Source organism: Methylobacterium sp. E-025 (genome assembly GCF_022829705.1).
Taxonomy (GTDB): Bacteria; Pseudomonadota; Alphaproteobacteria; order Rhizobiales; family Beijerinckiaceae; genus Methylobacterium.
In genome coordinates this window covers 1-20,105 of sequence record NZ_JAKSYR010000077.1, presented here as the reverse complement: position 1 = coordinate 20,105, position 20,105 = coordinate 1, and the positions used below count along the sequence as shown (strand labels likewise).

At 72.1% G+C, this 20,105-nt stretch carries 20 protein-coding genes; 12 read left to right on the top strand and 8 right to left on the bottom strand.

What is annotated here, in order from left to right; all coding sequences use genetic code 11:
• Nucleotides 1-36 precede the first annotated feature (36 nt).
• Nucleotides 37-621 (bottom strand): hypothetical protein, encoded by a 585-nt coding sequence (locus MKK64_RS08650; RefSeq protein ID WP_147859099.1) that lies wholly within the window; start codon nt 619-621, stop codon nt 37-39.
• A 148-nt stretch (nt 622-769) separates the two neighbouring features.
• On the opposite strand from MKK64_RS08650, the gene MKK64_RS08645 reads away from it, so the two are divergent.
• Nucleotides 770-1,753, top strand: coding sequence for a hypothetical protein (locus tag MKK64_RS08645; protein ID WP_243933664.1), 984 nt, complete (start codon nt 770-772; stop codon nt 1,751-1,753).
• Between the two features lie 21 nt (nt 1,754-1,774).
• Here MKK64_RS08645 and MKK64_RS08640 read toward each other — a convergent pair whose 3' ends face one another.
• Nucleotides 1,775-2,968, bottom strand: a complete 1,194-nt coding sequence (locus MKK64_RS08640) for a glycosyltransferase family 4 protein (RefSeq protein WP_243933629.1) — start codon at nt 2,966-2,968, stop codon at nt 1,775-1,777.
• Complete coding sequence (locus tag MKK64_RS08635) at nt 2,968-4,008, bottom strand: glycosyltransferase family 4 protein (RefSeq protein ID WP_313898897.1); 1,041 nt, start codon at nt 4,006-4,008, stop codon at nt 2,968-2,970. Before MKK64_RS08635 ends, MKK64_RS08640 begins: the two co-directional genes overlap by 1 nt.
• 60 nt (nt 4,009-4,068) lie before the next feature.
• Here MKK64_RS08635 and MKK64_RS08630 point away from each other — a divergent pair, with 60 nt between their 5' ends.
• From MKK64_RS08630 to MKK64_RS08595, 8 genes are all read left to right on the top strand, one after another.
• Entirely contained in the window at nt 4,069-6,123 is a 2,055-nt protein-coding gene (locus tag MKK64_RS08630) for an HAD-IIB family hydrolase (protein WP_243933625.1), read from the top strand.
• On the top strand, nt 6,113-7,000 hold the full coding sequence (locus tag MKK64_RS08625) for a glycosyltransferase family 2 protein (protein ID WP_243933624.1): 888 nt from the start codon (nt 6,113-6,115) through the stop codon (nt 6,998-7,000). Before MKK64_RS08630 ends, MKK64_RS08625 begins: the two co-directional genes overlap by 11 nt.
• Nucleotides 7,001-7,021: 21 nt before the next feature.
• A complete protein-coding gene (locus tag MKK64_RS08620) occupies nt 7,022-8,155 on the top strand; it encodes a glycosyltransferase (RefSeq protein ID WP_243933622.1) in 1,134 nt (377 codons plus the stop codon).
• Between the two features lie 47 nt (nt 8,156-8,202).
• Nucleotides 8,203-9,120 carry a galactosyltransferase-related protein gene (locus MKK64_RS08615; RefSeq protein WP_147729707.1) on the top strand — a complete coding sequence of 306 codons (918 nt, stop codon included), beginning with the start codon at nt 8,203-8,205 and terminating at the stop codon, nt 9,118-9,120.
• Nucleotides 9,117-10,187, top strand: coding sequence for a glycosyltransferase (locus MKK64_RS08610; protein ID WP_243933620.1), 1,071 nt, complete (start codon nt 9,117-9,119; stop codon nt 10,185-10,187). Before MKK64_RS08615 ends, MKK64_RS08610 begins: the two co-directional genes overlap by 4 nt.
• Before the next feature lie 173 nt (nt 10,188-10,360).
• Entirely contained in the window at nt 10,361-10,702 is a 342-nt protein-coding gene (locus MKK64_RS08605; RefSeq protein WP_243933613.1) for a hypothetical protein, read from the top strand.
• Between the two features lie 215 nt (nt 10,703-10,917).
• Nucleotides 10,918-11,973, top strand: coding sequence for a zinc ribbon domain-containing protein (locus MKK64_RS08600; RefSeq protein ID WP_243933607.1), 1,056 nt, complete (start codon nt 10,918-10,920; stop codon nt 11,971-11,973).
• A 51-nt stretch (nt 11,974-12,024) separates the two neighbouring features.
• A complete protein-coding gene (locus MKK64_RS08595) occupies nt 12,025-12,315 on the top strand; it encodes a hypothetical protein (RefSeq protein ID WP_243933605.1) in 291 nt (96 codons plus the stop codon).
• 62 nt (nt 12,316-12,377) lie between these two features.
• On the opposite strand, the gene MKK64_RS08590 is transcribed toward MKK64_RS08595, so the two are convergent.
• A complete protein-coding gene (locus MKK64_RS08590; RefSeq protein ID WP_147727696.1) occupies nt 12,378-12,560 on the bottom strand; it encodes a DUF2934 domain-containing protein in 183 nt (60 codons plus the stop codon).
• Nucleotides 12,561-12,564: 4 nt separating this feature from the next.
• Entirely contained in the window at nt 12,565-12,852 is a 288-nt protein-coding gene (locus tag MKK64_RS08585) for a hypothetical protein (RefSeq protein ID WP_243933603.1), read from the bottom strand.
• 507 nt (nt 12,853-13,359) lie between these two features.
• Here MKK64_RS08585 and MKK64_RS08580 point away from each other — a divergent pair.
• Together MKK64_RS08580 and MKK64_RS08575 are read left to right on the top strand one after the other, a co-directional pair.
• Nucleotides 13,360-16,695: a helicase-related protein gene (locus MKK64_RS08580; protein WP_243933601.1), complete on the top strand. Its 3,336-nt coding sequence runs from the start codon at nt 13,360-13,362 to the stop codon at nt 16,693-16,695.
• Nucleotides 16,696-16,841: 146 nt separating this feature from the next.
• A complete protein-coding gene (locus MKK64_RS08575; protein ID WP_243933592.1) occupies nt 16,842-17,249 on the top strand; it encodes a DUF1236 domain-containing protein in 408 nt (135 codons plus the stop codon).
• 132 nt (nt 17,250-17,381) lie between these two features.
• On the opposite strand, the gene MKK64_RS08570 is transcribed toward MKK64_RS08575, so the two are convergent.
• From MKK64_RS08570 to MKK64_RS08560, 3 genes are all read right to left on the bottom strand, one after another.
• Complete coding sequence (locus tag MKK64_RS08570; protein ID WP_147727700.1) at nt 17,382-17,756, bottom strand: response regulator; 375 nt, start codon at nt 17,754-17,756, stop codon at nt 17,382-17,384.
• A gap of 550 nt (nt 17,757-18,306) precedes the next feature.
• On the bottom strand, nt 18,307-18,663 hold the full coding sequence (locus tag MKK64_RS08565) for a hypothetical protein (RefSeq protein ID WP_243933590.1): 357 nt from the start codon (nt 18,661-18,663) through the stop codon (nt 18,307-18,309).
• 55 nt (nt 18,664-18,718) lie between these two features.
• The gene (locus MKK64_RS08560; protein WP_147727702.1) at nt 18,719-19,009 is read right to left on the bottom strand and encodes a hypothetical protein; all 291 of its coding nucleotides are present in this window, start codon (nt 19,007-19,009) and stop codon (nt 18,719-18,721) included.
• 244 nt (nt 19,010-19,253) lie between these two features.
• Between MKK64_RS08560 and wrbA the strand changes: the two genes are divergently transcribed.
• Nucleotides 19,254-19,901 carry an NAD(P)H:quinone oxidoreductase gene (gene wrbA, locus MKK64_RS08555; RefSeq protein ID WP_243933588.1) on the top strand — a complete coding sequence of 216 codons (648 nt, stop codon included), beginning with the start codon at nt 19,254-19,256 and terminating at the stop codon, nt 19,899-19,901.
• Nucleotides 19,902-20,105: the final 204 nt, after the last annotated feature.

Here is a 20,105-nt window from a genome sequence, read left to right as displayed (position 1 = left end):
TCGATCATGTTGCGGGGACGGTCCCGGTAGGGCCGGTCATCCGGACGGGTGAAGGCGGAGCTGGCCGGACGCCTCGGCTTCGGCGAACCAAGCACGCTCGGCCGCCCAGGGATGACCGGGCCAGCCGGCGAAGCCGAAGCCGTAGGCGTCGACCGGCCCGGACCACGAGGGCCGGCCGAGCAGGAGCGCCAGGGTCACGAGGAAGCCGGTGCTCGGGTTCGGCCGTCCCATGGTGCCGGCGCCGAGGCGCAGGCCACCCTCGCGGTGCAGGTCTTCCGGCAGGACGTGAACCGGCTTACCGAGCGGAGCCAGCAGCGCCAGCGCCTCACGGGTCCAGCACACCTGCTCGGGTCGGTTGTGCTCCGCCGGAAGCATCGGGAACGGCAGGATGAAGGCCTCGGCCGCGCGAACCACCGGGCGGTCGAGGAAGCCCGGGTCAGCCAGCCATTCCCGCATCTGGCCGCCGCGGTTGACCAGGGCGAGGTGGGTGACACGCGAGCCGGTGCGTCCGCGAAAGCCCGCCGCGTTGTTGAAGCGCACCACCGAGGGCGCCGCGTCGATCGCGGCGGCGGCCTCGATCCCCGGCGCGTTGCCGACGATGGCGAGTCGGGAACCCGAGATCCTGAGCGCACCGGTCCGGGGCGCATCGTGGGCGCGTGAGGGATCGACCGGTGCGTTCACATGCGGCTGGGGTTCGAGGAGCAGCGGAGGTATGGCGTCGGCCCCACGCGGCAAGGTGCGGCGGCGGAGCGGGAGGGTTGGACCGATGATGCGCCGATGCTTCGTCTGCGCCGCAGACATGCTGCAGCCGACCGAACGGCATCTCACGTATCCGGGCGGTCGCCGCCGCAATTTTCCGCTCGCCTGCGCCTCCTGCGGGCTCCTGCTGACGGCGGATGCCGATCCCGACCGCTGCCGCGCCGATCTCGCGGAACGCCTCGCCGCACCGGCCTTCGTTCCGGACCCGGACGGCGCCTACGGGCTCGACCTCTACACCCTGCGCAGCGCCGCGACCGGAGCCGGTCTCGGAATTCGCGCGCGCGACGGGGATGGCCGTGCGGATCTGCGCCGGCCGCACGGCATCCGCGCCGCGCAGGCGGACCTCTACGCCCTCGACGTGGGGGAGACGATGCCGGTCTCCCTCGGCCTGCTCTGTCGCCCTGCGGATCTCGAGCGCGTCCTGGCCGGCGTCGAGGCCCACGCAGCCTGGACCGACGACGTGGTCGTCCTGCTCGATGCATCGGCCGGTCCGCCGCGCGCCATGGCCGCCGCCGGCTTCGCGCACGGTGCAGTGCGCGTGGCCGCGCGGCCGATGGACGGCGATTTCGGCGCACAGCGCAACGCCCTCCAGGACCTCGCCCGCCATCCCTGGATGCTGCAGCTCGACGCCGACGAAACCCTCGACGCCACCGCGGGCCGCCGCCTCCCGGCGCTTGCGGGCCTGGCCGAGGCGGGCGATGTTCTCTCGGTCGGGCTGCCGCGCCGGAACCGCGTCGACGGCGTCCTCTCCGACGTCTACCCGGACGTCCAGTACCGGCTGAACCGCAGGAGCGTGCGCTATGGCGGCCGCGTGCACGAGCGGCCGGTGCTCGACGGCGGCTGGCCACGCAGCGTCATCGCGCTGCACGGGGCGATCGAGCATCATCTCGGCCGCGCGCACGTCCTGGCGCGCTCGCGGCGCTACGAGAGCCTCGCCCCCGGACGCGGGCGCCCGGAGGAAGAGGCGGCGCTGCTGCGGCCGTTTCGCGACTGAGCGCCCGGTTCGGGGCTCGGCTCAGCGCGCCGCCCGAGCGCGGCTCGCCGCGATGGCGCGCGCGTACAGATCGAGGGTCTCGCGGCCGAGGGCCGCCCGGTTGAAGCGTCCGGCCGCCGCGAGCGCACGAGTTCGGTAGGCCAGGCGAAGGCCCGGGTCGGCGAGCAGCGGGCGGAGGGCGTCGGCGAGCGCCGGGCCGGTCGCGTCCCGTGCCAAGGGCCCCGCGCCGGGGTCGCCGACGAAGGCGCGGGCGCTGGCATCCAGCGCGCAGGCCACCACAGGGCGTCCATAGGCCAGGGCCTCCTGGTAGACGAGGCCGAAGCTCTCGTAGCGGGAGGGGGCGAGCACCGCGTGGGCGGCGGCGTAGGCTTCGGCGAGCTCGTCGGCGGGAACCCGCCCGCGCGCGCGGATGTGGGCCTGCGCCCCACCGGGCAGATCGCCCGGGAGGTCCGACGGCGGCACGCCGACGAGATCGAGCACGAAGGGCGGAACCGATCCGAACGCGGCCTCGTCGGCGAGGATCGCGATCGCTCCGAGCAGGGCGTCGAAGCCCTTTCGCGCCTCCGCCCGTCCCACGAAGAGCAGGCGCACCAGCTCGGAATGGTCCGGATAGGCCGCGCCCCGCGCGGCCGCCGTGATCTCCGGCGGCAGGCTGAGGCCGATCACCGCTTCCGGCTGCCGGCCGGACAGAGCGTAGGCCCGGGCGATCACCGCCCCGTGCTCGGCCGTGTTGGCGATCAAGCCGGCGCTGCCGCGCGCCTGGGCACGCTCCAGCGCGTCGGCGGTGCGGCCGTCGAACCCGTCGCGCAGCGAGGCGGGGGCGTCGCGCGTGAAGGCCGCCGGCGTCGAGCTTCGCGTCACCAGCGGCAGGTCCCGGCGCCGGGCCAGCAGCACGGCGGGGGCGTACCAGTTCGTCGCCTCCGCCACGTCGAACGGTGCGTGCGCGTGGACCGCGCGCACCGCGCGGCGGAAGGCGAGGGGGGCCGCGAGGTGGCCGGCCGAGCCCCAGCGGCGCAGGCGCGCCAGCACGCCGCCCGGCGGCAGGGCGATCCCGACAACGGTCACGCCGCCGATGCGCTCGCGGCCGGTGCGGTCGAGGGCGAAGACCGTCACGTCGGCGCCGGCCATGGCGAGGCTCTCCGCGATCTCGCGCGCCGCGGTCGAGAGGCCGCTCGGGGCCGGCGGGTAGTCCCAGGCGAGGTAGGCGACCCGCATCAGGCGGCGAGCAGGCGGCGATACAGGGCGAGGTAGTCGGCCGCCATGCGCTCGGCGGTGAAGCGTGCCTCGAAGCGCGCGCGGACCTGGGCGCGGTCGATCTGCTCGATCCGCCCGAGCGCGGCGACCGCCTCCGCTTCGGAAGACACGATGAAGCCCGTCACGCCGTCCTCGACGATCTCCGGCACGGAGCCGCGGTTCCAGGCCACCACCGGCGTGCCGCAGGCCATCGCCTCGATCATCACCAGGCCGAAGGGCTCCGGCCAGTCGATCGGGAACAGCAGCGCCCGCGCGTCGCCCAGCAGTTCCCCCTTCCGGCGATCGTCCACGGGTCCGAGATAGGTCGCGTCGTCACCCAGCAGCGGGCGGACCCTGTGCTCGAAGTAGTCCGGGTTGCCGACGTCGACCGTGCCGCCGAGCCGGATCGGGATGCCGGCGGCGCGCGCAGCGCGGATCGCGGTGTCCGGCCGCTTCTGGTCGGTCATCCGGCCGACGAAGGCGACGTGCGCGCCGGGCTGCGTCTGCAGGGCGTAGCGGTCCCGCGCGATGCCGTGATGCACGATCCCCGCCCGGTTCGCGGCCGGGATGCCGGCCTCCTGCGCCGCCGAGATCGCCGCGACCGGCAGGTCGGGGAAGCCCGCGAAGAACAATGCCCGGTCGAGCTCGTCCACGCGCCAGTGCACCGTCGTAAGGCTGTGGCGCCGTCGCGCGCCGAGAAGCGCCGCATGCGCGAACTCGCCATGGCAATGCACGATGTCGAACCGGTCGAGGCGCAGCCGCAGCGCCTCGAGCTGCAGGGCGTCCAGCGCCGCCGGGACGCCGGGCGCGACGCGTCCATGGCGGCGTTCGAGGGCCGAAAGACTCGGGTGATCGCCCACGTGCGGCAAGTCTGTCGCACTGTCGGCGGGGGCGAACAGTGTTACCTCCACCCCCAAGCCACTGAGCGCCGTGCCGAGGTCGTGGATGACCCGCTCCGTGCCGCCGTGATGCTCAGGGGGAACGGGGAAGATGTTCGGGGCGACTTGGGCGACGCGGATCACGATGGGTACCTCACCTGCAGCGTTCTCTCGTCCCGGCACGCCCGAGACGCCGGCGGCCTGATGTTCGTCCTGCATGTCGCCTTGCAGGGCTGCCTTCGCGGCGGCAGCGTCGCGTTCGGGCTGACCGCCGACACCGGCGGCCACATCCGCTATCTGCTCGACCTCGTCGCGGCCTCGTCTCAGGATGCCGGCATCGAGCGGATCGTGATGGCGACGCGGCTGTTCGACGGCATCCATGGCCCGGACTACGCCGTGCCCGAAGAGCGGATCTCCGACAAGGTCGAGCTCGTGCGGCTCGCGAGCGCGTCGCCGGCCTACCGGTCGAAGGAGGAGATGCACGCGGAGGTCGCGAGCTTCGCCCGGAACCTCACGGCCTGGATCGGCCGGCAGGCGCGGGCGCCCGACCTGATCCACGCCCACTACGCCGAAGCGGCCTCGGTCGCGCGGCTGGTCGAGGACGCGCTCGGGATCCCCTTCGTGTTCACCGCCCACTCGCTCGGACGGGTCAAGGCGTCGATCCTCGGCGCAGGCGCCGAGAACGGCTCCGATCTCGCGCCTCGCATCGCCGCCGAGGAAGGGGCCCTGGCCCGCGCCAGCCTGATCATCGCCTCGTCCCGCGACGAGGCGGAAGTGCAGTATGCCGGCTACGCGGCCTACGATCCCGGCCGCATCCGTGTCCTGCCGCCGGGCAGCGATCTGGCGCGATTCACCGCGGCCGAGCCCCTTCCGCGGGTCGATGCCACCATCGACCGTTTCCTGCACGATCCGAGTAAGCCTGCGCTGCTGGCTCTCGCCCGGCCGGTGGCGCGCAAGAACCTCGCGGCGCTGGTGCGGGCCTATGGGGAGAGCCCGGAGCTTCAGGCCCGCGCCAACCTCGTCCTGATGGCCGGCATGCGCGAGGACATCGACGCGCTCGACGGCGACATGCCCGCGACCCTGCGCGAGATCCTGGTGCTGATCGACCGCTACGATCTCTACGGCCGCGTCGCCTATCCGAAGACCCACGACCCGGAGGACGTGCCGGCGATCTACGCCTATGCCCGCACCCGCGGCGGCGTGTTCGTGAACCCCGCCCTCAACGAGCCGTTCGGGTTGACGCTCCTCGAAGCCTCCGCCGCCGGCCTGCCGCTGGTGGCGACGGACAGCGGCGGCCCCAACGACATCGTCGAGACCTGCGGCAACGGCCTCCTCGTCGACCCGCGCGCGCCGGATGCGATCGCCGCCGCGTGCCTGCGGATCCTCGACGAGCCCGATCTGTATGCGGCCTGCGTCGCGGGCGGCGCCCGCGCGGCCGCCGCCTACGACTGGGACCAGCACGCCGCCCGCTACCACGATCTGCTGCGGGCGCTGCTGGCGCCCGAGCCGCCGCTGGCCGGGCCGCGTCAGCTGCTGGTCTGCGACATCGACAACACCCTCGTCGGCTGCGCGGCGTCGCTCGGCATCTTTCGGCGCTGGCACAGCCGCCAGGCGGGGCTGGCCTTCGGCGTCGCCACCGGCCGTTCCTTCCACTCCGCGATGGCGATCCTCGAGCAGCAGGCCAGCCCGCGCCCGCAGGTGATGATCACCTCGGTCGGCTCGGAGATCTACCATCTCGATCCCAACGGCGTGACCTATACGGCAGACCTGGCCTGGCGCGCAGTCGTCTCGACCGGGTGGGACCGCTCCGGCGTCCGTGCGGCGCTCGCCGATCTCGACGGGCTCGTGCCGCAAGGCCCGCTCGAGCAGCGCGGGCACAAGCTCAGCTATTTCGGGGACGCGACGACGGCACGGGCGGTGCGCGCCCGTCTCGTGCAGGCGGGGCACCGCGCCAGCGTGATCCACAGCCACGGACGCTACCTCGACGTGCTGCCCGCAGCGGCCTCGAAGGGGACGGCGGTCGCCCACGTCCGGGCGCTCTACGGCCTGCCGGAGCGGGCCGTGTTCGTCGCCGGCGATTCCGGGAACGACGTCGAGATGCTGCGCGCCCAGGCGCAGGCGATCATCGTGGCCAACTACTCCGACGATCTGGCGAGCCATGCCGCGCTGAAGCATTCCTACGTCGCCCGCACCTCGCACGCCCGCGGCATCATCGAGGGCGTCGGCCATTTCCGCCGGATGCTGGCCGATGCCGGTTGAGCCTTCGCATGTGCCCTCCGCGAGCGTGCTGACGCTGGTCCGCGGCCGGGCCGACCGTCTGCGCAACCTCATGCATGGGTTGGCGCGCCAGTCCGCGTCCCCGCGGGAGCTGGTGATCGCCTGGATGCAGCCGGAACCCGCGCCGGACCTGCCGGACCCGGGCTGTCCCGTGCGTCACCTCCACGTGGCGGGCGAGCCGATGCCGCTCGCCGCCGCCCGCAACCGCGCGGCCGAGGCCGCCCGCGGCGAGCTGCTGATCTTCCTCGACGTCGACTGCATCCCGTCTCTCGGCCTCGTCGCGGCCTATCGCCGAGCGGCGGCGCAGGCCGAGAGCCTGTTCCTCGGCGAGGTGCTGTATCTGCCGCCCGGGTCCGAGGCGGGGAATGCCGCCGACGATGCGGCGCTTGCGCGGGCCGGGCAGAGGCATCCGGCGCGGCCGGCGGTGCCGCGAACGGGCCTGCGCCCGGAGCCGGATCCCGGCCAGCTCTGGGGCCTGTCCTTCGCTCTGCCGGCCCGCGCCTGGCACGCCGTCGGGGGCATGGACGAGGCTTACGCCGGCTATGGCGGGGAGGAGACCGACCTCGCCGTGCGCCTCGCGGCCGGCGGGTTGCCGACCTTCTGGGTGGCGGGGGCTTGCGCCTACCACCAGCACCACCCGGTCCACGTGCCGCCGCTGCAGCACTTCGAGGCGATCCTCGCCAACGCCGCCCGCTTCCACCGAAGGCACGGACGCTGGTGCATGACCTACTGGCTCGACCAGTTCCGGGCCGCCGGGCTGATCGCCTGGGACGCGGACGCCCCGGCGATCCGGCTCGTCCGCCGGCCGCGCGCCGACGAGGTCGCCGCCGCCCTGCGGCCCGACGCCCTGTTCTCCTGACGGTTTGCGAACACTCCAGCCATGAAGAAGCCCATCGCGTTCTTCGTCCATCATCAGGGACGGGGCCATGCCAACCGCACGATGGCGATCGCCGCCGAATTCGCCCGCGACCGGCCCGTCTCCGTGCTCACGGCCGGCCCCCAGCTGTTCGACGGCTTCTCCCGCGACATCGAGATCGTGCCGCTGCCGAACATGATCGGCGCGTCCGTGCCGACGCCGCGGCTCTACGCGGAGCCGACGCCGCAGGTGATGCACTGCGTGCCCCTCGGCCTCGCCGAGATGCGGCGGACCATGCGGCGGATCCTCGACCACCTCGACGAGCGCGAGGTCGGCCTGTTCGTGGTCGACGTCTCGGCGGAGATCGCGCTGCTCGCGCGCATCGCCAGCGTGCCGGCGGTGCAGATCCGCATGCACGGCGACCGCTCCGACATCGGCCATGTCGGCGCCTACGAGGCCTGCGTCGGGATGCTCGCCCCCTTCGACGAGCGGATGGAGCAGGACGACTATCCGGCGTACCTGCGGGCCAAGACCTTCTACAGCGGCGGCCTCTGCACCAGCGTCGACGGCGTGCCCGGTCGCGCCGAGGCGCGCGCACGGCTCGGCCTCGATCCGGCGCGCGAGATCGTCGTGGCCGTGACGGGCGGCGGGGGCAGCGGCACGCCCTACGCGCCGCTGACGGTGGCCGCGCGCGCCGCCCCCGAGACCCTGTGGCTCACCCTCGGGCCGACCCATCGCGAGGGCCACGAGACCGACTTCTCCAACCTGCGCGAGCTCGGCTGGGTGCCCTCGGTGACCGACTACCTCGCCGCCGCGGACATCGTGCTGGCCTCGGCCGGCGACAACACGGTCCACGAGGTCGCCCGCGTGGGCGGCCGCCTGATCGTGATGCCGGAATGGCGCTACTTCGGGGAGCAGACGCGCAAGGCCGAGGCCCTGGTCCGTTTGGGCGCCGCGGTCCAGGCCCCGGTCTGGCCCGGCGATCTGCAGGGCTGGCGCGATCTCCTCGCCCGGGCCCGCACCCTCGATCCCGCCCCGCTGGGCAGCCTCTACGCGCCGGACGCCGCCGCCCGCGCCGCCGGCTGGCTCGAAGGGCTCGCCGACGAACTCTGGAGCGGCGCGGCCGAGCGACCGGCGCTCGCCGTCGTCGCTCGCTGACCGCCCGCTCAATCCCGCGCTCGATCGTCCAGGAGCCAGACCGCCCGATGTCCACCGTTTCCGTCGTGACCCTCGCCAAGGGGCGGCCCGCGCACCTGCGCAACGTGCTCCTCGGCCTCGAGCGCCAGACGCAGGCCCCCGTCGAGTTCATCGTCGCGGTGATGCAGGACGCGCCCTACGACCTCCCAGAGGTGGCCTTCCCGGTCCGTCAGATCCTGGTCCCCGGCACCGAGCTGCCGCTCGCGGCCGCGCGCAACCGCGGCGTCGCGGCCGCGAGCGGCGACGCCGTCGTCTTCCTCGACGTCGACTGCATCCCGGCCCCCGACCTCGTGGCCGACTACGCGCGCGGGCTCGCCGAGCTCGACGGCCTGCTGATGGGCGAGGTCCTGCACCTGCCCGAGAAGGCCACGGCGGGCGCCTGGACCTGCGAGGCCTTCGCCGCGGTCGCCGAGCGCCACTCTGACCGTCGCGGCCCCCCGGCTTCCGGCATCGAGATCTGCCGCGACTACCGCTGCTTCTGGTCGCTGAACTTTGCCATCCGGCGCGCCACCTTCCTCGCCACCGGCGGCTTCGACGAGCGCTACGTCGGCTACGGCGGCGAGGACACCGATTTCGGCAAGATCCTCGATCAGGCCGGCATCCCCATCGCCTGGATGAAGGGCGGGCTGGCCTACCACCAGTACCACCCGCACCACATGCCGCCGGTCCACCACCTCGCCAGCGTGGTGCGCAATGCCGAGCTGTTCGAGGCCAAGTGGGGCTACCGCACCATGGGGCACTGGCTCTACGCGTTCAAGGTGATGGGGCTGATCGACGACGCGCCCGATCGGCCGATCCGCATCCTGCGCCACCCCGAGGCCGGCGATCTCGCGCTCACCGGCCAGCAGAGCCACCAGCCCTACAGCAACTCGGCGTCCGTCATCCGCTTCCTCGAAGCCCAAGCCGCCCCGGCGGCGACTGCGTGAGGATCGCGCTCCTCGCCCATCTCCGGCATCCGGTAGCGCGCCCCTTCGCGGGCGGGATGGAAGCCCAGAGCTGGGCCCTCGCCGACGGGTTGATGGCACGCGGGCACGAAGTGGTGCTGTTCGCCGCTGGCGACAGCGATCCGCGCTTCGCCGTCGATCCCGTGATCCCGGTGCATCATGAGCGCAGCTTTCCCGGGCTGGAGCATCGCGGCGACGCCGGCCTCGTCGCCCATGTCGACGCCGGCTACGCCGCCGCCTGCGACCGGATCGCGGCCGGCGGGTTCGACGTGCTCCACAACAACAGCCTGAGCCGGCTGCCCCTGGAACGCCGGCGCATCGCGGTGGTGCCGACCGTGACGTCGCTCCATGTCCCGCCCTACGACGCGCTGCGCTGGTTCGTGGACGAAAGCCTCGGGCCCTGTCATCGGATCACCGTCACGTCGGAGGCACAGCACACGCTGTGGTGGCCGGACGCGGTGCCGGCGGGCGTGTCCGTCCTCCACAACGGCGTCGATCCTGGCGCCTGGCCGTATCGTGAGCGCGGCGACGGGACCGCCGTCTGGTCCGGGCGCATCGCGCCGATCAAGGGCACGCATCTCGCGGTCGCGGCGGCACGGCGTGCCGGCATGCCGCTGACCGTGTTCGGCCCGATCGAGGACCGGGCGTACTGGGAGGCGGAGGTCGCGCCCCAGATCGGCGGTTCGATCCGATACGGCGGCCACCTCTCCGGCGCCGCGCTGGCGCGCGAGATCGGCCGCGCCTCGGTCTTCCTGTTCACGCCCTGCTGGGACGAACCCTTCGGCCTCGTGGCGGTGGAGGCCATGGCCTGTGGCGTGCCGGTCGCGGGCTTCGCCATGGGCGCGGCCGAGGAGGTCGTCGGCGAGGCCGGCCGCCTCGCGCCCGTGAACGACGTGGCCGCGCTCGCCCGCGCGATCGGCGAGGCACGCGCCATTCCCCGCACCGTCCCGCATGGACGGGTCTCGCGACTGTTCACCCGCGATCTCTGGCTGGAACGCTGCGAAGCCGTGTACGCGCTGGCGCGGACGGAGCATGCCGCCCGGAACTGACCTCGTCCACTGCCATCCGGCTCCGATGCTCACGCGACCGTGAACATAGCATCGCCTCAATCCCAAGCCCAAGAGACTTCGATGGTCCTGCGCGGGCGGCCACCGATCGACCGGATCATGCCGGCGCGGTCGTCTGTTCGGCGGCGACCTGGATTGAATCTCAGGCGGTGGTGATGCTGCTCATCTGGTCCGGCTGGGGCATTTTGGTCCTGCCCGTGGTTTTCGGCACCGCCCTTCTCGTCGGCGCCTCGGGCGGGCTGGCGCTGCGCGCGCTCGGCCATCCGGAGCTGACGTTCCTCGCCGTCAGCCTCGGCCTGCTCGCCGCCGCGGCAGCCAACTGGTTGGTCGGCCGAAACCTCAACGGCACGTCGCCCCGCGAACTCCTCGATCCGGGCACCGACCAGCGCGTGCTGCTGCACAGGGTCCACAAGCTGTTCTGGATTCGGATGGAATACTGGTCCGTCCCCGTGGCGCTCGCCGCCCTGGTGCCGCTCCTGGCCCTGCGCAACCTGTGAGCCGGCCGACGACGCGCGTCGCCGGCGGACCGGACGCCGTTCGGCGCGTCGCGGCTCGGCTTGCCGTCGCGATGGGAACGCCGGCGGCCGAGATGCCGGTCGCCTCGGTCGGGATCGACGGCTTCGACGCGTTCCTCGGGGCCTGCGCGCGGGGGGCGGCGAGCCCCGGCGTGCCGGAATGCCCAAAGCTCCTCCAGAGATAAGGACCGATCAGCGTGGCCAACGGCACCCGCGTATCCGAGCGTTGGTTCAACGCCGCCCTGTGGCTCGTCGCCCTGCTGTTTGCGGGCTTCCTGATCGGCCTGGGCTCGCTCGTGGTCGGCTACCTGCCGCAGGTCGAGCACCGCTACACCGTGGATCAGTTCCTCAACCCGGAGCCGGCGCGCGCCTCGGCCGCCGCCCTCAAGCAGATCCGGCGCGAGCAGGACGACGCGCGGCGGCAGGCGGAGGCGGCGCAACTAGCCCTCGACGCCGCCCGCTCGGCGACCGAGTCGGCGCGCGAGACCTTCGCGAACTGGCTGAAGACCCGCAACGCCACCCAGCGCGTCGACCAGGATCCGGGGCTCGTCGCCCGCACCGAGGGGCTGGATCAGCTCAAGGCGGCCGAGCGCGCCGTCGAGGAGCGGCTCGAAGGCCTGAACCGCACGGCCTTCGAGCTCGGCGAGCGGGAGGCGGCGCTCTCGGCCGCCGACGACGCCCTGCAGGCCGAGGCGCAGGCCAGGCTCGTTTCGGCCGAGCGCGGTCAGGAACTGCGGGTGTTCGGCTATCGGCTCGCCCTCACGCTGCCTCTCCTGATCCTCGCCGGTTGGCTTCTGTTGAAGCGCCGGCGCACGCGCAACTGGCCGTTCGTCTGGGGATTCGCCTTCGCCGCGGCCTTCGCGTTCTTCGTCGAGCTGGTGCCCTACCTGCCGAGCTACGGCGGCTACGTGCAGTACGGCGTCGGCGCGGTCCTGACGCTCGTGGGCGGCCGCGCCGCGATCAACGCGCTGCACGCCTACCGCGAGCGGCAAGCCCTGGTGGAAGCGCGGCCGGATGCCGAGCGCCGCACCGAGATCGCCACCGACGAAGCGCTCGCGCGCCTCGCCCGGAAAGTCTGTCCCGGCTGCGAGCGCGGGATCGCCCTCGACGATCCCGCCACGAACTTCTGCCCGCATTGCGGGCTTGGGGTGTTCGAGCGCTGCTCGGCCTGTTCCCAGCGCAAGAGCACGTTCGAGCGGTTCTGCCGCGGATGCGGCGAGCGCCGGATGGTCACCGCGGCCGTGACCGGGTAGCTGACGCGCAGAGAACGCCGCATGTCGACCGCTTCACACACAGGGTACCCGATGAGTCGCCCGCGCCGCGTCGGTCTGCCTTGGTACGGCCCCGAGCACTACGACGCGCTCCGTCACGGCCTCGTCGATGGCGCCAAGCTGCCGGCGTCGTACGAGGCGTGGCGCATCCCCGCCGAGCAGGTCGAGCGTGAGGTGCAGCGCAGCGGCGTCGACGTCGTTCGCGTGCCGATCGAGCTGGGCGCGTTCACCGACTGGTGCGTGCGCACGGGGTCGGCGAGCGACGGCGCGGCACGCGCCCGGTACGCGGCCGAGCGCCTCGAGGAAATCGCCGCAGGGGGCTAGCGGGCCGTCCCTCGGGACGATCTGGTCGGTCCGGGGGCCTTGGGCCGCCGGGTGCCGGAGCCTCACGTATGATGCGGATCGGCGTTCCGGTTTTCGCCTCGGTTCTTCCGTTCCGCCTTCAATTCCCGCTCGGCCAGAACCCAGAACCGCATTTCCTGGCCTTCGGGGCGGTGATTGCGGTCCCAGAGGTCGTAGGCCCGCTGCCGGATCTGCTCGATCGGGATCGGTGCGTCGTCGTCGTCCATGCGTTCACTGATCTTCGTTGGGCCTGATCTGCATCCCTGCGCGATCGGAGGATCGCGCCGCGGCGTTTCGGACTTGCGGTGGCGTCGGGTCCGGCTCGAACCGAGCGATGAAGCGTAGCTGATCCCATAGATCGATACCGTGACCATCCACCAGGGCCTGGGCCTGCGCCTTGGCGTCGTCGTCGCCCGCCGCGGCGATCACGGCCTGCAGGACCATCCGGCCGTCCGCGCCGAACATCATCGCCCGGTAGCACGGCACGCCCTCCGGTTCTGCCGACGGCGGCCCGCTCATCGGCCCGGCCCCGGTCCCGTGATCGATGGGCGCGCCCGGGCGATCGGGGCGCGTCCACCGTCGATGCGCCGACCCGCGCCATCCGCACGAACGTCGTTGTCGGGACCCGCCATGGGATTTGCCGCGCTGGAAACGGCGGGAGCACGAGCGTCTCGCAGGCGCTGACGGCCGGGATTCTGGTCAGCGATGGTCTAGAACTGCACCTTCGGAGGGGATTCGCACTAACATAGGATAGCTTGTGGATCGGTGCGGTGCGTTCCCCCAAGAGCGGTGCCGATCTTCTGGCGGCTTTCCTCTCCGTGCCCACGTCGAGGCCGAGATGCCCTAACGCTGCGGCTAGTTCGACGCCCTGCCACGCGACCGCGCCACCGTGGCGCGGGCTCGACGGCGGTCGGTGCGAGCGGCGGCACGCCGCACGCTTGAGCTGTGAATAGCTGCCTTTCGGATGGGACCGGTCCGGACCGAACCGCGTTGCCGGAGTCCCAAGGGTTGCGGACGGAGTGCGGAATGGCCGAGCGTCGACGGAAGGTGGCAGAGCCGGCACCTGCGCAGCTGGACGACGCCCCCCTCGTTCCGATTGGGGCGCTCGCGGTTTCGCTCCTGGACATTGCTGCGCAGGTCGGATCGAGCCGGTCGAACGCGTCGAAGCCGGTCGTGCACGTCGCGCGCGACGCGCGTCGTCTCGACGACCTCGCCCGCGTCCTGCGCGCGCTCGCTCCGAACGCCGAGATCCTCGTCTACCCCGAATGGGACTGCCTGCCGTTCGACCACGCGTCGCCGTCCCGGGCGACGATGGGAGCGCGCGCCGCGGTGCTCCGCCGGCTGAGCGGTAAGGGAGCGCCGCCGGACTTCGTCATGACCACGGGGCCGGCGCTCGCCCAGCGCGTCCCGCCACGAGCGACCTGGGACGACGCGCACGTGCCCCTCGCGATCGGCGACCGGATCGATCCGGAGCGGATCACCGCCGCCCTGGTCCGTCTCGGCTACGTCGTGGACGAGCGCGTCGACGAGCCGGGCGAGGTCGCCGTGCGCGGCCGCACCATCGAGGTGTTCCCGGCCGACGCGGCCAGGCCGTCCCGCATCGAGCACGCGGACGGCCGCGTCACGGCGATCCGGGTCTACGATCCGATCACCCAGCGATCGGTCGGAGATGTCGACCGCCTCGTGATCGATCCGGCCACCGAAATCGTCCTCGCCGCGGGTTCGGAAGAGCGGCTGCGCCCCTTCACCGGCCAGGAGCACGCCCTCGCCCGATTCTACCCACGCCTGGTGACGCCCCTCGACTATCTTCCCGATGCCGGCCTCGTGGTCGAGGAGGGAGCGTCCGCGCGGATGGCCGCCTTCTTCGAACAGATCGACGAGGCGCGCGCGATGAAGCGCGCCGGGCGGAACGGCCGGAGCGACGTGGGGCGCGGAGACGACCTGTATCTGTCGCTCTCGGACTGGACGAAGGCGGTCGAGGCGCGGACGCTCTCCGCGGCGACCCGGGACGCGGCCAAGGACATCGCCCTGCCGAGCCTGGCGGGGGCCACGCGTCCGACGGCTGCCTTCGCCAAGGTTCTCCGCGCGGAGTTGAAGGCCGGGCGGCGGATCGTCCTGGCCGGCCCGACGCTTCCGCTGCGCCGGCTCGTGCGCGAAGCATCCGCGGTGGCCGACCGCGCGGTTCGCCTGATCGACGGTTGGGCGGAGGTGGCCTCGGCCAAACCGGGGGAGGTCCTCGCCCTGCAGGCGCCCCTCGGGGCGGGTTTCCACGCCGACGGCGCCACCGTGATCGCGGCGGCCGACCTCTACGGCCCGGACGCCGCGCCGGTCGGTCCCGCAGGCCACGTCCTGCCGCTGTGCGAGGTCGATCTGCGCCCCGGCGACGTCGCGGTCGACCGCGACCGCGGCCTGTGCGTCTTCGAGGGCTTGGAGCAGGTCGCTGCGGTCGGCGACAGGCCGGCGACGGAAGCCCTGCGCCTGCGGTTCGCCGACGACGCCGTCCTGATGGTGCCCGTCGCCCAGGCCGACCGGATCTGGCGCTACGGCTCCGAGCCGAGCGCCGTCACCCTGGACAAGCTCGACGGTGGCACATGGGCCCGCCGCCGCCTGGAGGCCGAGGCGACGATGGCGCGGACCGCCCGCCACATGCTGGAGACGGCCCGCGAACGTCGCGAGGCGGGCGTCCCGGCGATCCGGCCTCCGGCTCGGGAGATGGAGCGCTTCGCGGCCGGTTTCGGCTTTCCGCCGACGCACGACCAGGCCGCGGCCTTCGAGGCCGTGTCGACGGATCTCGCTTCCGGAGTGCCGATGGACCGGCTCGTCTGCGGCGACGTCGGCTTCGGCAAGACCGAGGTGGCCCTGCGCGCGCTGGCGGCAGCGGTGTTCGCCGGGCGGCAGGCGGTGCTCATCGCGCCGACCACGGTGCTCGCGCGCCAGCACGCCGAGACGCTGCGCCGACGCTTCGGCCGCTTCGGCATCGCGGTGGCGCAACTCTCCCGCCTGGTATCCCCGGCCGAGGCCAGGCGCGTGAAGGCGGGCCTCGCCGACGGCACGGTGCGGCTGGCCGTCGGCACCCACGCCCTGGCCGGGCGCGGCGTCGCCTTCGCCGATCTCGGCCTCACGGTGATCGACGAGGAACAGCGCTTCGGCGTGAAGACCAAGGCGGACCTGCGTCGTCTCGCAGGCGGCGGCCACGTGCTGACGCTCACCGCGACGCCGATCCCGCGCACGCTGCAATCCGCCCTCGTCGGCCTTCAGAGCCTCAGCATCCTGGCGACGCCGCCGGCGCTGCGTCAGCCGGTCCGCACGATCGTCGCCGCGTTCAATCCCGATACCCTGCAGGACGCGCTCGTTCGCGAGCACCGGCGCGGCGGACAGAGCTTCGTGGTCTGTCCTCGCGTCGAGGATATCGGGCCGATGGCCGAGCGCCTGCGCGCCCTCGTTCCCGACCTCGAGGTCGTCGTCGCGCATGGCGGCCTGAAACCGTCGGAGATGGACGAGGCGATGGTGCGCTTCGCCGACGGCGACGGGGACGTGCTCCTCGCCACCGCGATCATCGAGAGCGGGCTCGACGTGCCGCGCGCCAACACGATGCTGGTCTGGGAGGCGGCCAAGTTCGGGCTGGCGCAGCTTCACCAGCTGCGCGGCCGGGTTGGGCGCGGCCAGCGCCGCGGCGTCGTCCACCTGCTCTTTGATCCCGATGCCCCCCCGAGCCCGGCCGCCGAGCAGCGCATGCGGGCGCTGGAGGCGATGGACCGTCTCGGCGCAGGCTTCGCGATCAGCGCCCGCGACCTCGACCTGCGCGGCGCGGGCGATCTCGTGGGCGAGGATCAGGCCGGCCACGCCAAGCTCGTCGGCCTCGGTCTCTACCGGCATCTTCTCGAGCTCGCACTCCGCCTCGCCAAGGGCGAGGAGGCCGAGGATTGGTGCCCCGAGATCGAGATCGGGCTTCCCGGCGGCATCCCGGGCGATTACGTGCCCGAGCCCGAGATCAGGCTCAGCCTCTACACCCGCCTGCTGCGCCTCCGGGACATCGAAGCGATCGAGGCGCTTTCGAGCGAGGTCGAGGATCGCTTCGGTGCTCCGCCGGAACCCGTCTCGGCGCTGTTCGCCCTCGGGCGCCTGCGTGCGGCCTGCCGTGCGCTCGGCGTCGCCCGGTTGAGCGGCGGCCCGCAGGGTATCGCAGCCGACCTCAGGCCCGGCATCAAGGCCGGGCCGATGCCGGCCGAGGACGACCTCGTCGTCCGAGAGGGACGCGTCGTCCTGCGCCGCTCCGTCACCGAGCCGACGGAACGCGCCACCCTGGCCATGGATCTCCTCGACCGGCTGCGGGCGGCCCAGGAGCGAAACGGCCAGCGGTGACATCGCCGGGCTGCATCGGATCGCGGGACGCCGACTTCGTCTCGCGGGCCGATGACGTTCGCCACCGGCTCGCACGCGATCGGTGCTACCGTGCCGGCGTTCGCGGACTCTCGCCGTCGGACGCCACTCGTTCAGGAATCGATTCGATGCGTCACCCCCTGGCCTCGGCCGCACTTCTCGTCCTCCTCGGCACGGCCGCGCAGGCGCAGGGTCTGCAACAGGGGGCACGGGAGGGCTCGCGGCGCGGCGAGGAGATGGCCGGCCCACTCGGAGCCGTCGTCGGCGGCGCGATCGGTGCGGCCGTCGGCACCGCCAACGGCATCCTCGGGATCGACCGCCGCGAACGCTTCCGGATCTACACCCACGCCGAGCGACGGCCGTCGTTCGCTTACGGCGGCCCGGTTCGGGTCGGGACCGTGCTGCCGGAGGATGGCATCGTCTACTACGACGTTCCTCGCGAGTTCGAGCTCGTGGGCTTCAACTACACCATCGTCAACGACCATCCGGTGCTGGTCGAGCCGGGAACCCGTCGCATCGTCGAGGTGATCGATTGAAAACCGCTCCGCGATCGGGGCGAATCCCGGGGATGGCGCGCCGCGACGGATCGTGTGATGCGACGATCGCGGGCGCTGTTCCCGCGCAGAATCAGATGAGAGCCATGCAGGTGGCCGAGCGGCCGCTCGATCTCAGGCTGCGTGGTGAAGCGCGTCGACGACCTGGGCTGCCTTATAGGGTTTCGGCACGAACAGGCCGTGGTCCGGCACCTCCGTGTCGGCGAGCCGGTGCCGCCCCGAGGTCAGGACGAGCCGGATGTCCGGCCAAGCCGCGGACACGCGTCCGGCCAGTGTGACGCCGCACATCGTCCCCGGCATGTCGACGTCGGTGAAGATCGCCGCGATGTCCGAGCGCTCGTGCAGGATGAACCAGGCCTCGTCCGCTTGACGGGCCTCGATCACCGCGAAGCCGGCATCCTCCAGCATCTCGACCGCGTACATGCGCACGAGGTCGTCGTCCTCGACGACGAGAACGAAGGAGTGGTCGAGGTCGCGCTTCACCGGCATGGTTGTCCAACAGAAGTCGACGTCTTTGGTTGCCGGCTTCGTTCGCATTGGCCGCATGGTCGCGTGAAGGCAGAAGCAGCTTCGCGAATCAGGAATATCGTCGCTGCACTTGGAATTCGAAGCCTGCTTTCGACATCACCAATCGGAAAAGCTCAATCCCTGTGGTTCGTTGATCTCGCCCAACAGGGAAAGGGCGATGCACCGGCTGCGATACCGATGACGGCCGATGTCCTAGAATTCGCCAGCGGTCGAGCAAGCGGCACGCGAAGCCCGCCGACCGACCCGAAGGCTGGTACCCGCCACATGAGAGCGGCAACGGTCGGTGATGCGAAACACCGGCGGCTGCGTCGGGCGACCGGATCACGCCGTTTCGGCGGGTGCGCCAAATCTACAGAGGCTCCGGCATTACGTTCGTATGTTCCTGATCGCGAGGTCCTTAGCCGACCGAAAATCTTCCCCGACCAAGCGTACCCAGCACCGTCCGTCCTGCCGAGCCGATCGTCGGTCGAGACGGGCTCGGCACCAAGCGCGCCGACACACATCCCGCCGGTCAGCGCAGCAACATCAGTGCGCCGCCGATCACCACGGGGATGGCGACGATCGCGCTGTAGAACACCGGCATGACCCAGGATCGTTCGCCGTGCACGTCGGCCGCCGCCCGAACCTGCTCGGATGCCGCCTCGGTCTCGCGGGCCAGCTTGATCCGCTGCGGGGTCGGGGGCGTATCCCCGGCCTCGTCGCAGGTTCCCAGCGGCGCCGCCCCGACATCGCCGTGGCTCGCCTTGTCGCCCGTCCGGCCGCTGTCGATGTCGGCCTTCAGCTGCGCCGAGGTCGGATTCTCGCTGTCCGGCGCCTCGCCGAAATCGAGGTTGCCCGGGGCGGGTGGCGTTTCGGAACGAAGGGTCATTGCGGGTTTTCCCACCTGGACGTCGGCACCGGGAACGCCCGGATCCGAGTGCGGTTCAGTTGGCGTTTCGCTTCGCGGGCTGCGGGTAGGCCGGATTTCCGGCCGGCACGGCGCCGGTGTTCGCGGACGACGTGCCACCGTCCTTGCCGGTCGTCGATCCCGTGACCTCCGCCCGCGAGGCCGCCTGGCTCTGGCTGGCATAATCGGGCGGCGCGCTGGCTCCCTGCCACACCATGAGGCCGACCAGGGCCGCGATCATCAGCCCGACGCTGGCCACCAGCACGTAGAGTGCGGGCTTGCCGCGCTTGCCCTGTCGACCGGACTGCCCGGAGAGTTGTTCTGCCACCGTGAAACCTCGCTCGTCCGATCTTGCCGGACATCGAGCAAGTAACTTGCGGCTCGCGCGATAGGTCCGCCCCTGTGGCGCTATCGACCGTCGATCCGGCACGACGGGCAAACCTCGCGCCGGGTCTCTGCAACATTCGCCGCGACGGTTCGGATCGACGTCATCGTGGCGCGGCCCTTTGGCAGCTCTCGGTTCCATGGATGTTTCCGGCCCTACTTCGAGTGATCTCGAAGAGGAAATCATCGTGTCCCAATCCGATCTCGATCCGGCCCGCGTGCTGATCGCCTTCTATTCCCGCTCCGGTTCGGTCGAAGCGCTGGCCCTGGCCGCAGCCGACGCGGCGCGTGCGGCCGGCGCCGAGGTGCGGCTGCGCCGGGCCCGCGAGGTCGTCGACGCCGATGCGATGGCGAAGGTCGACGGCTGGGCCGAGAACGCCGCGCGACAGAACGCGCTCTATCCGGAGCCGACCCATGAGGATGCGGAGTGGGCGGACGCGATCCTGTTCGGCACGCCGTGCTACTTCGGCGCGATGGCCACGGAGCTGAAGGCCTTTCTCGATCGGCTCGGCCCGCAATGGAAGCGCGGCGCGCTGTCGGGCAAGGTCGGTGGCGCCTTCGCCGTCGCCTCGTGGCCGCATGGCGGATCCGAGGTGGTGACGTTGTCGCTCTACGCGCCGATGGCCCATCTCGGCATGGTCATCCTCCCGCCGGGCTACACCGACGAGGCGATGCTCGAGGCCGGCTCCCCTTACGGCGCGTCGGCCATCGTCGGAGCCGAGAACGCCGATCCGCGGCCGGAGGATCTCGATGCCATCCGTCATCAGAGCCGCCGTACGGTGGCGATCGCCCAGGCCCTGATCGCCGCCGACGAGATGCCGTGCCGCCGAAAGTGATCCCCGGCACGGTGCCGCGAGGTTCTGCCGCACCGACGAAGCGTGTGGTGCGGCGTTGCCCGCGGCGAACGTGAAGGAGCTGGCATGGCCGACAAGGCAGACGTGACGACGTACATCCTGAAGCAGGCGCTGGCGGCCAAGGTCGGCGACCACGTCGAGATCGCGGTTGAGGCTGAGGACGGGACGCGGTTCAAGATCCGCTCG

Coding starts and splice junctions, on each gene's coding strand:
- MKK64_RS08615 (WP_147729707.1), top strand. CDS start 8,203: ATGTCCACCGTTTCCGTCGTGACCCTCGCCAAGGGGCGGCCCGCGCAC.
- MKK64_RS08645 (WP_243933664.1), top strand. CDS start 770: ATGCGCCGATGCTTCGTCTGCGCCGCAGACATGCTGCAGCCGACCGAA.
- MKK64_RS08575 (WP_243933592.1), top strand. CDS start 16,842: ATGCGTCACCCCCTGGCCTCGGCCGCACTTCTCGTCCTCCTCGGCACG.
- MKK64_RS08590 (WP_147727696.1), bottom strand. CDS start 12,560: ATGGACGACGACGACGCACCGATCCCGATCGAGCAGATCCGGCAGCGG.
- MKK64_RS08565 (WP_243933590.1), bottom strand. CDS start 18,663: ATGACCCTTCGTTCCGAAACGCCACCCGCCCCGGGCAACCTCGATTTC.
- MKK64_RS08570 (WP_147727700.1), bottom strand. CDS start 17,756: ATGCCGGTGAAGCGCGACCTCGACCACTCCTTCGTTCTCGTCGTCGAG.
- MKK64_RS08640 (WP_243933629.1), bottom strand. CDS start 2,968: ATGCGGGTCGCCTACCTCGCCTGGGACTACCCGCCGGCCCCGAGCGGC.
- MKK64_RS08585 (WP_243933603.1), bottom strand. CDS start 12,852: ATGAGCGGGCCGCCGTCGGCAGAACCGGAGGGCGTGCCGTGCTACCGG.
- MKK64_RS08625 (WP_243933624.1), top strand. CDS start 6,113: ATGCCGGTTGAGCCTTCGCATGTGCCCTCCGCGAGCGTGCTGACGCTG.
- MKK64_RS08630 (WP_243933625.1), top strand. CDS start 4,069: ATGTTCGTCCTGCATGTCGCCTTGCAGGGCTGCCTTCGCGGCGGCAGC.
- MKK64_RS08580 (WP_243933601.1), top strand. CDS start 13,360: ATGGCCGAGCGTCGACGGAAGGTGGCAGAGCCGGCACCTGCGCAGCTG.
- MKK64_RS08605 (WP_243933613.1), top strand. CDS start 10,361: ATGCTGCTCATCTGGTCCGGCTGGGGCATTTTGGTCCTGCCCGTGGTT.
- MKK64_RS08620 (WP_243933622.1), top strand. CDS start 7,022: ATGAAGAAGCCCATCGCGTTCTTCGTCCATCATCAGGGACGGGGCCAT.
- MKK64_RS08595 (WP_243933605.1), top strand. CDS start 12,025: ATGAGTCGCCCGCGCCGCGTCGGTCTGCCTTGGTACGGCCCCGAGCAC.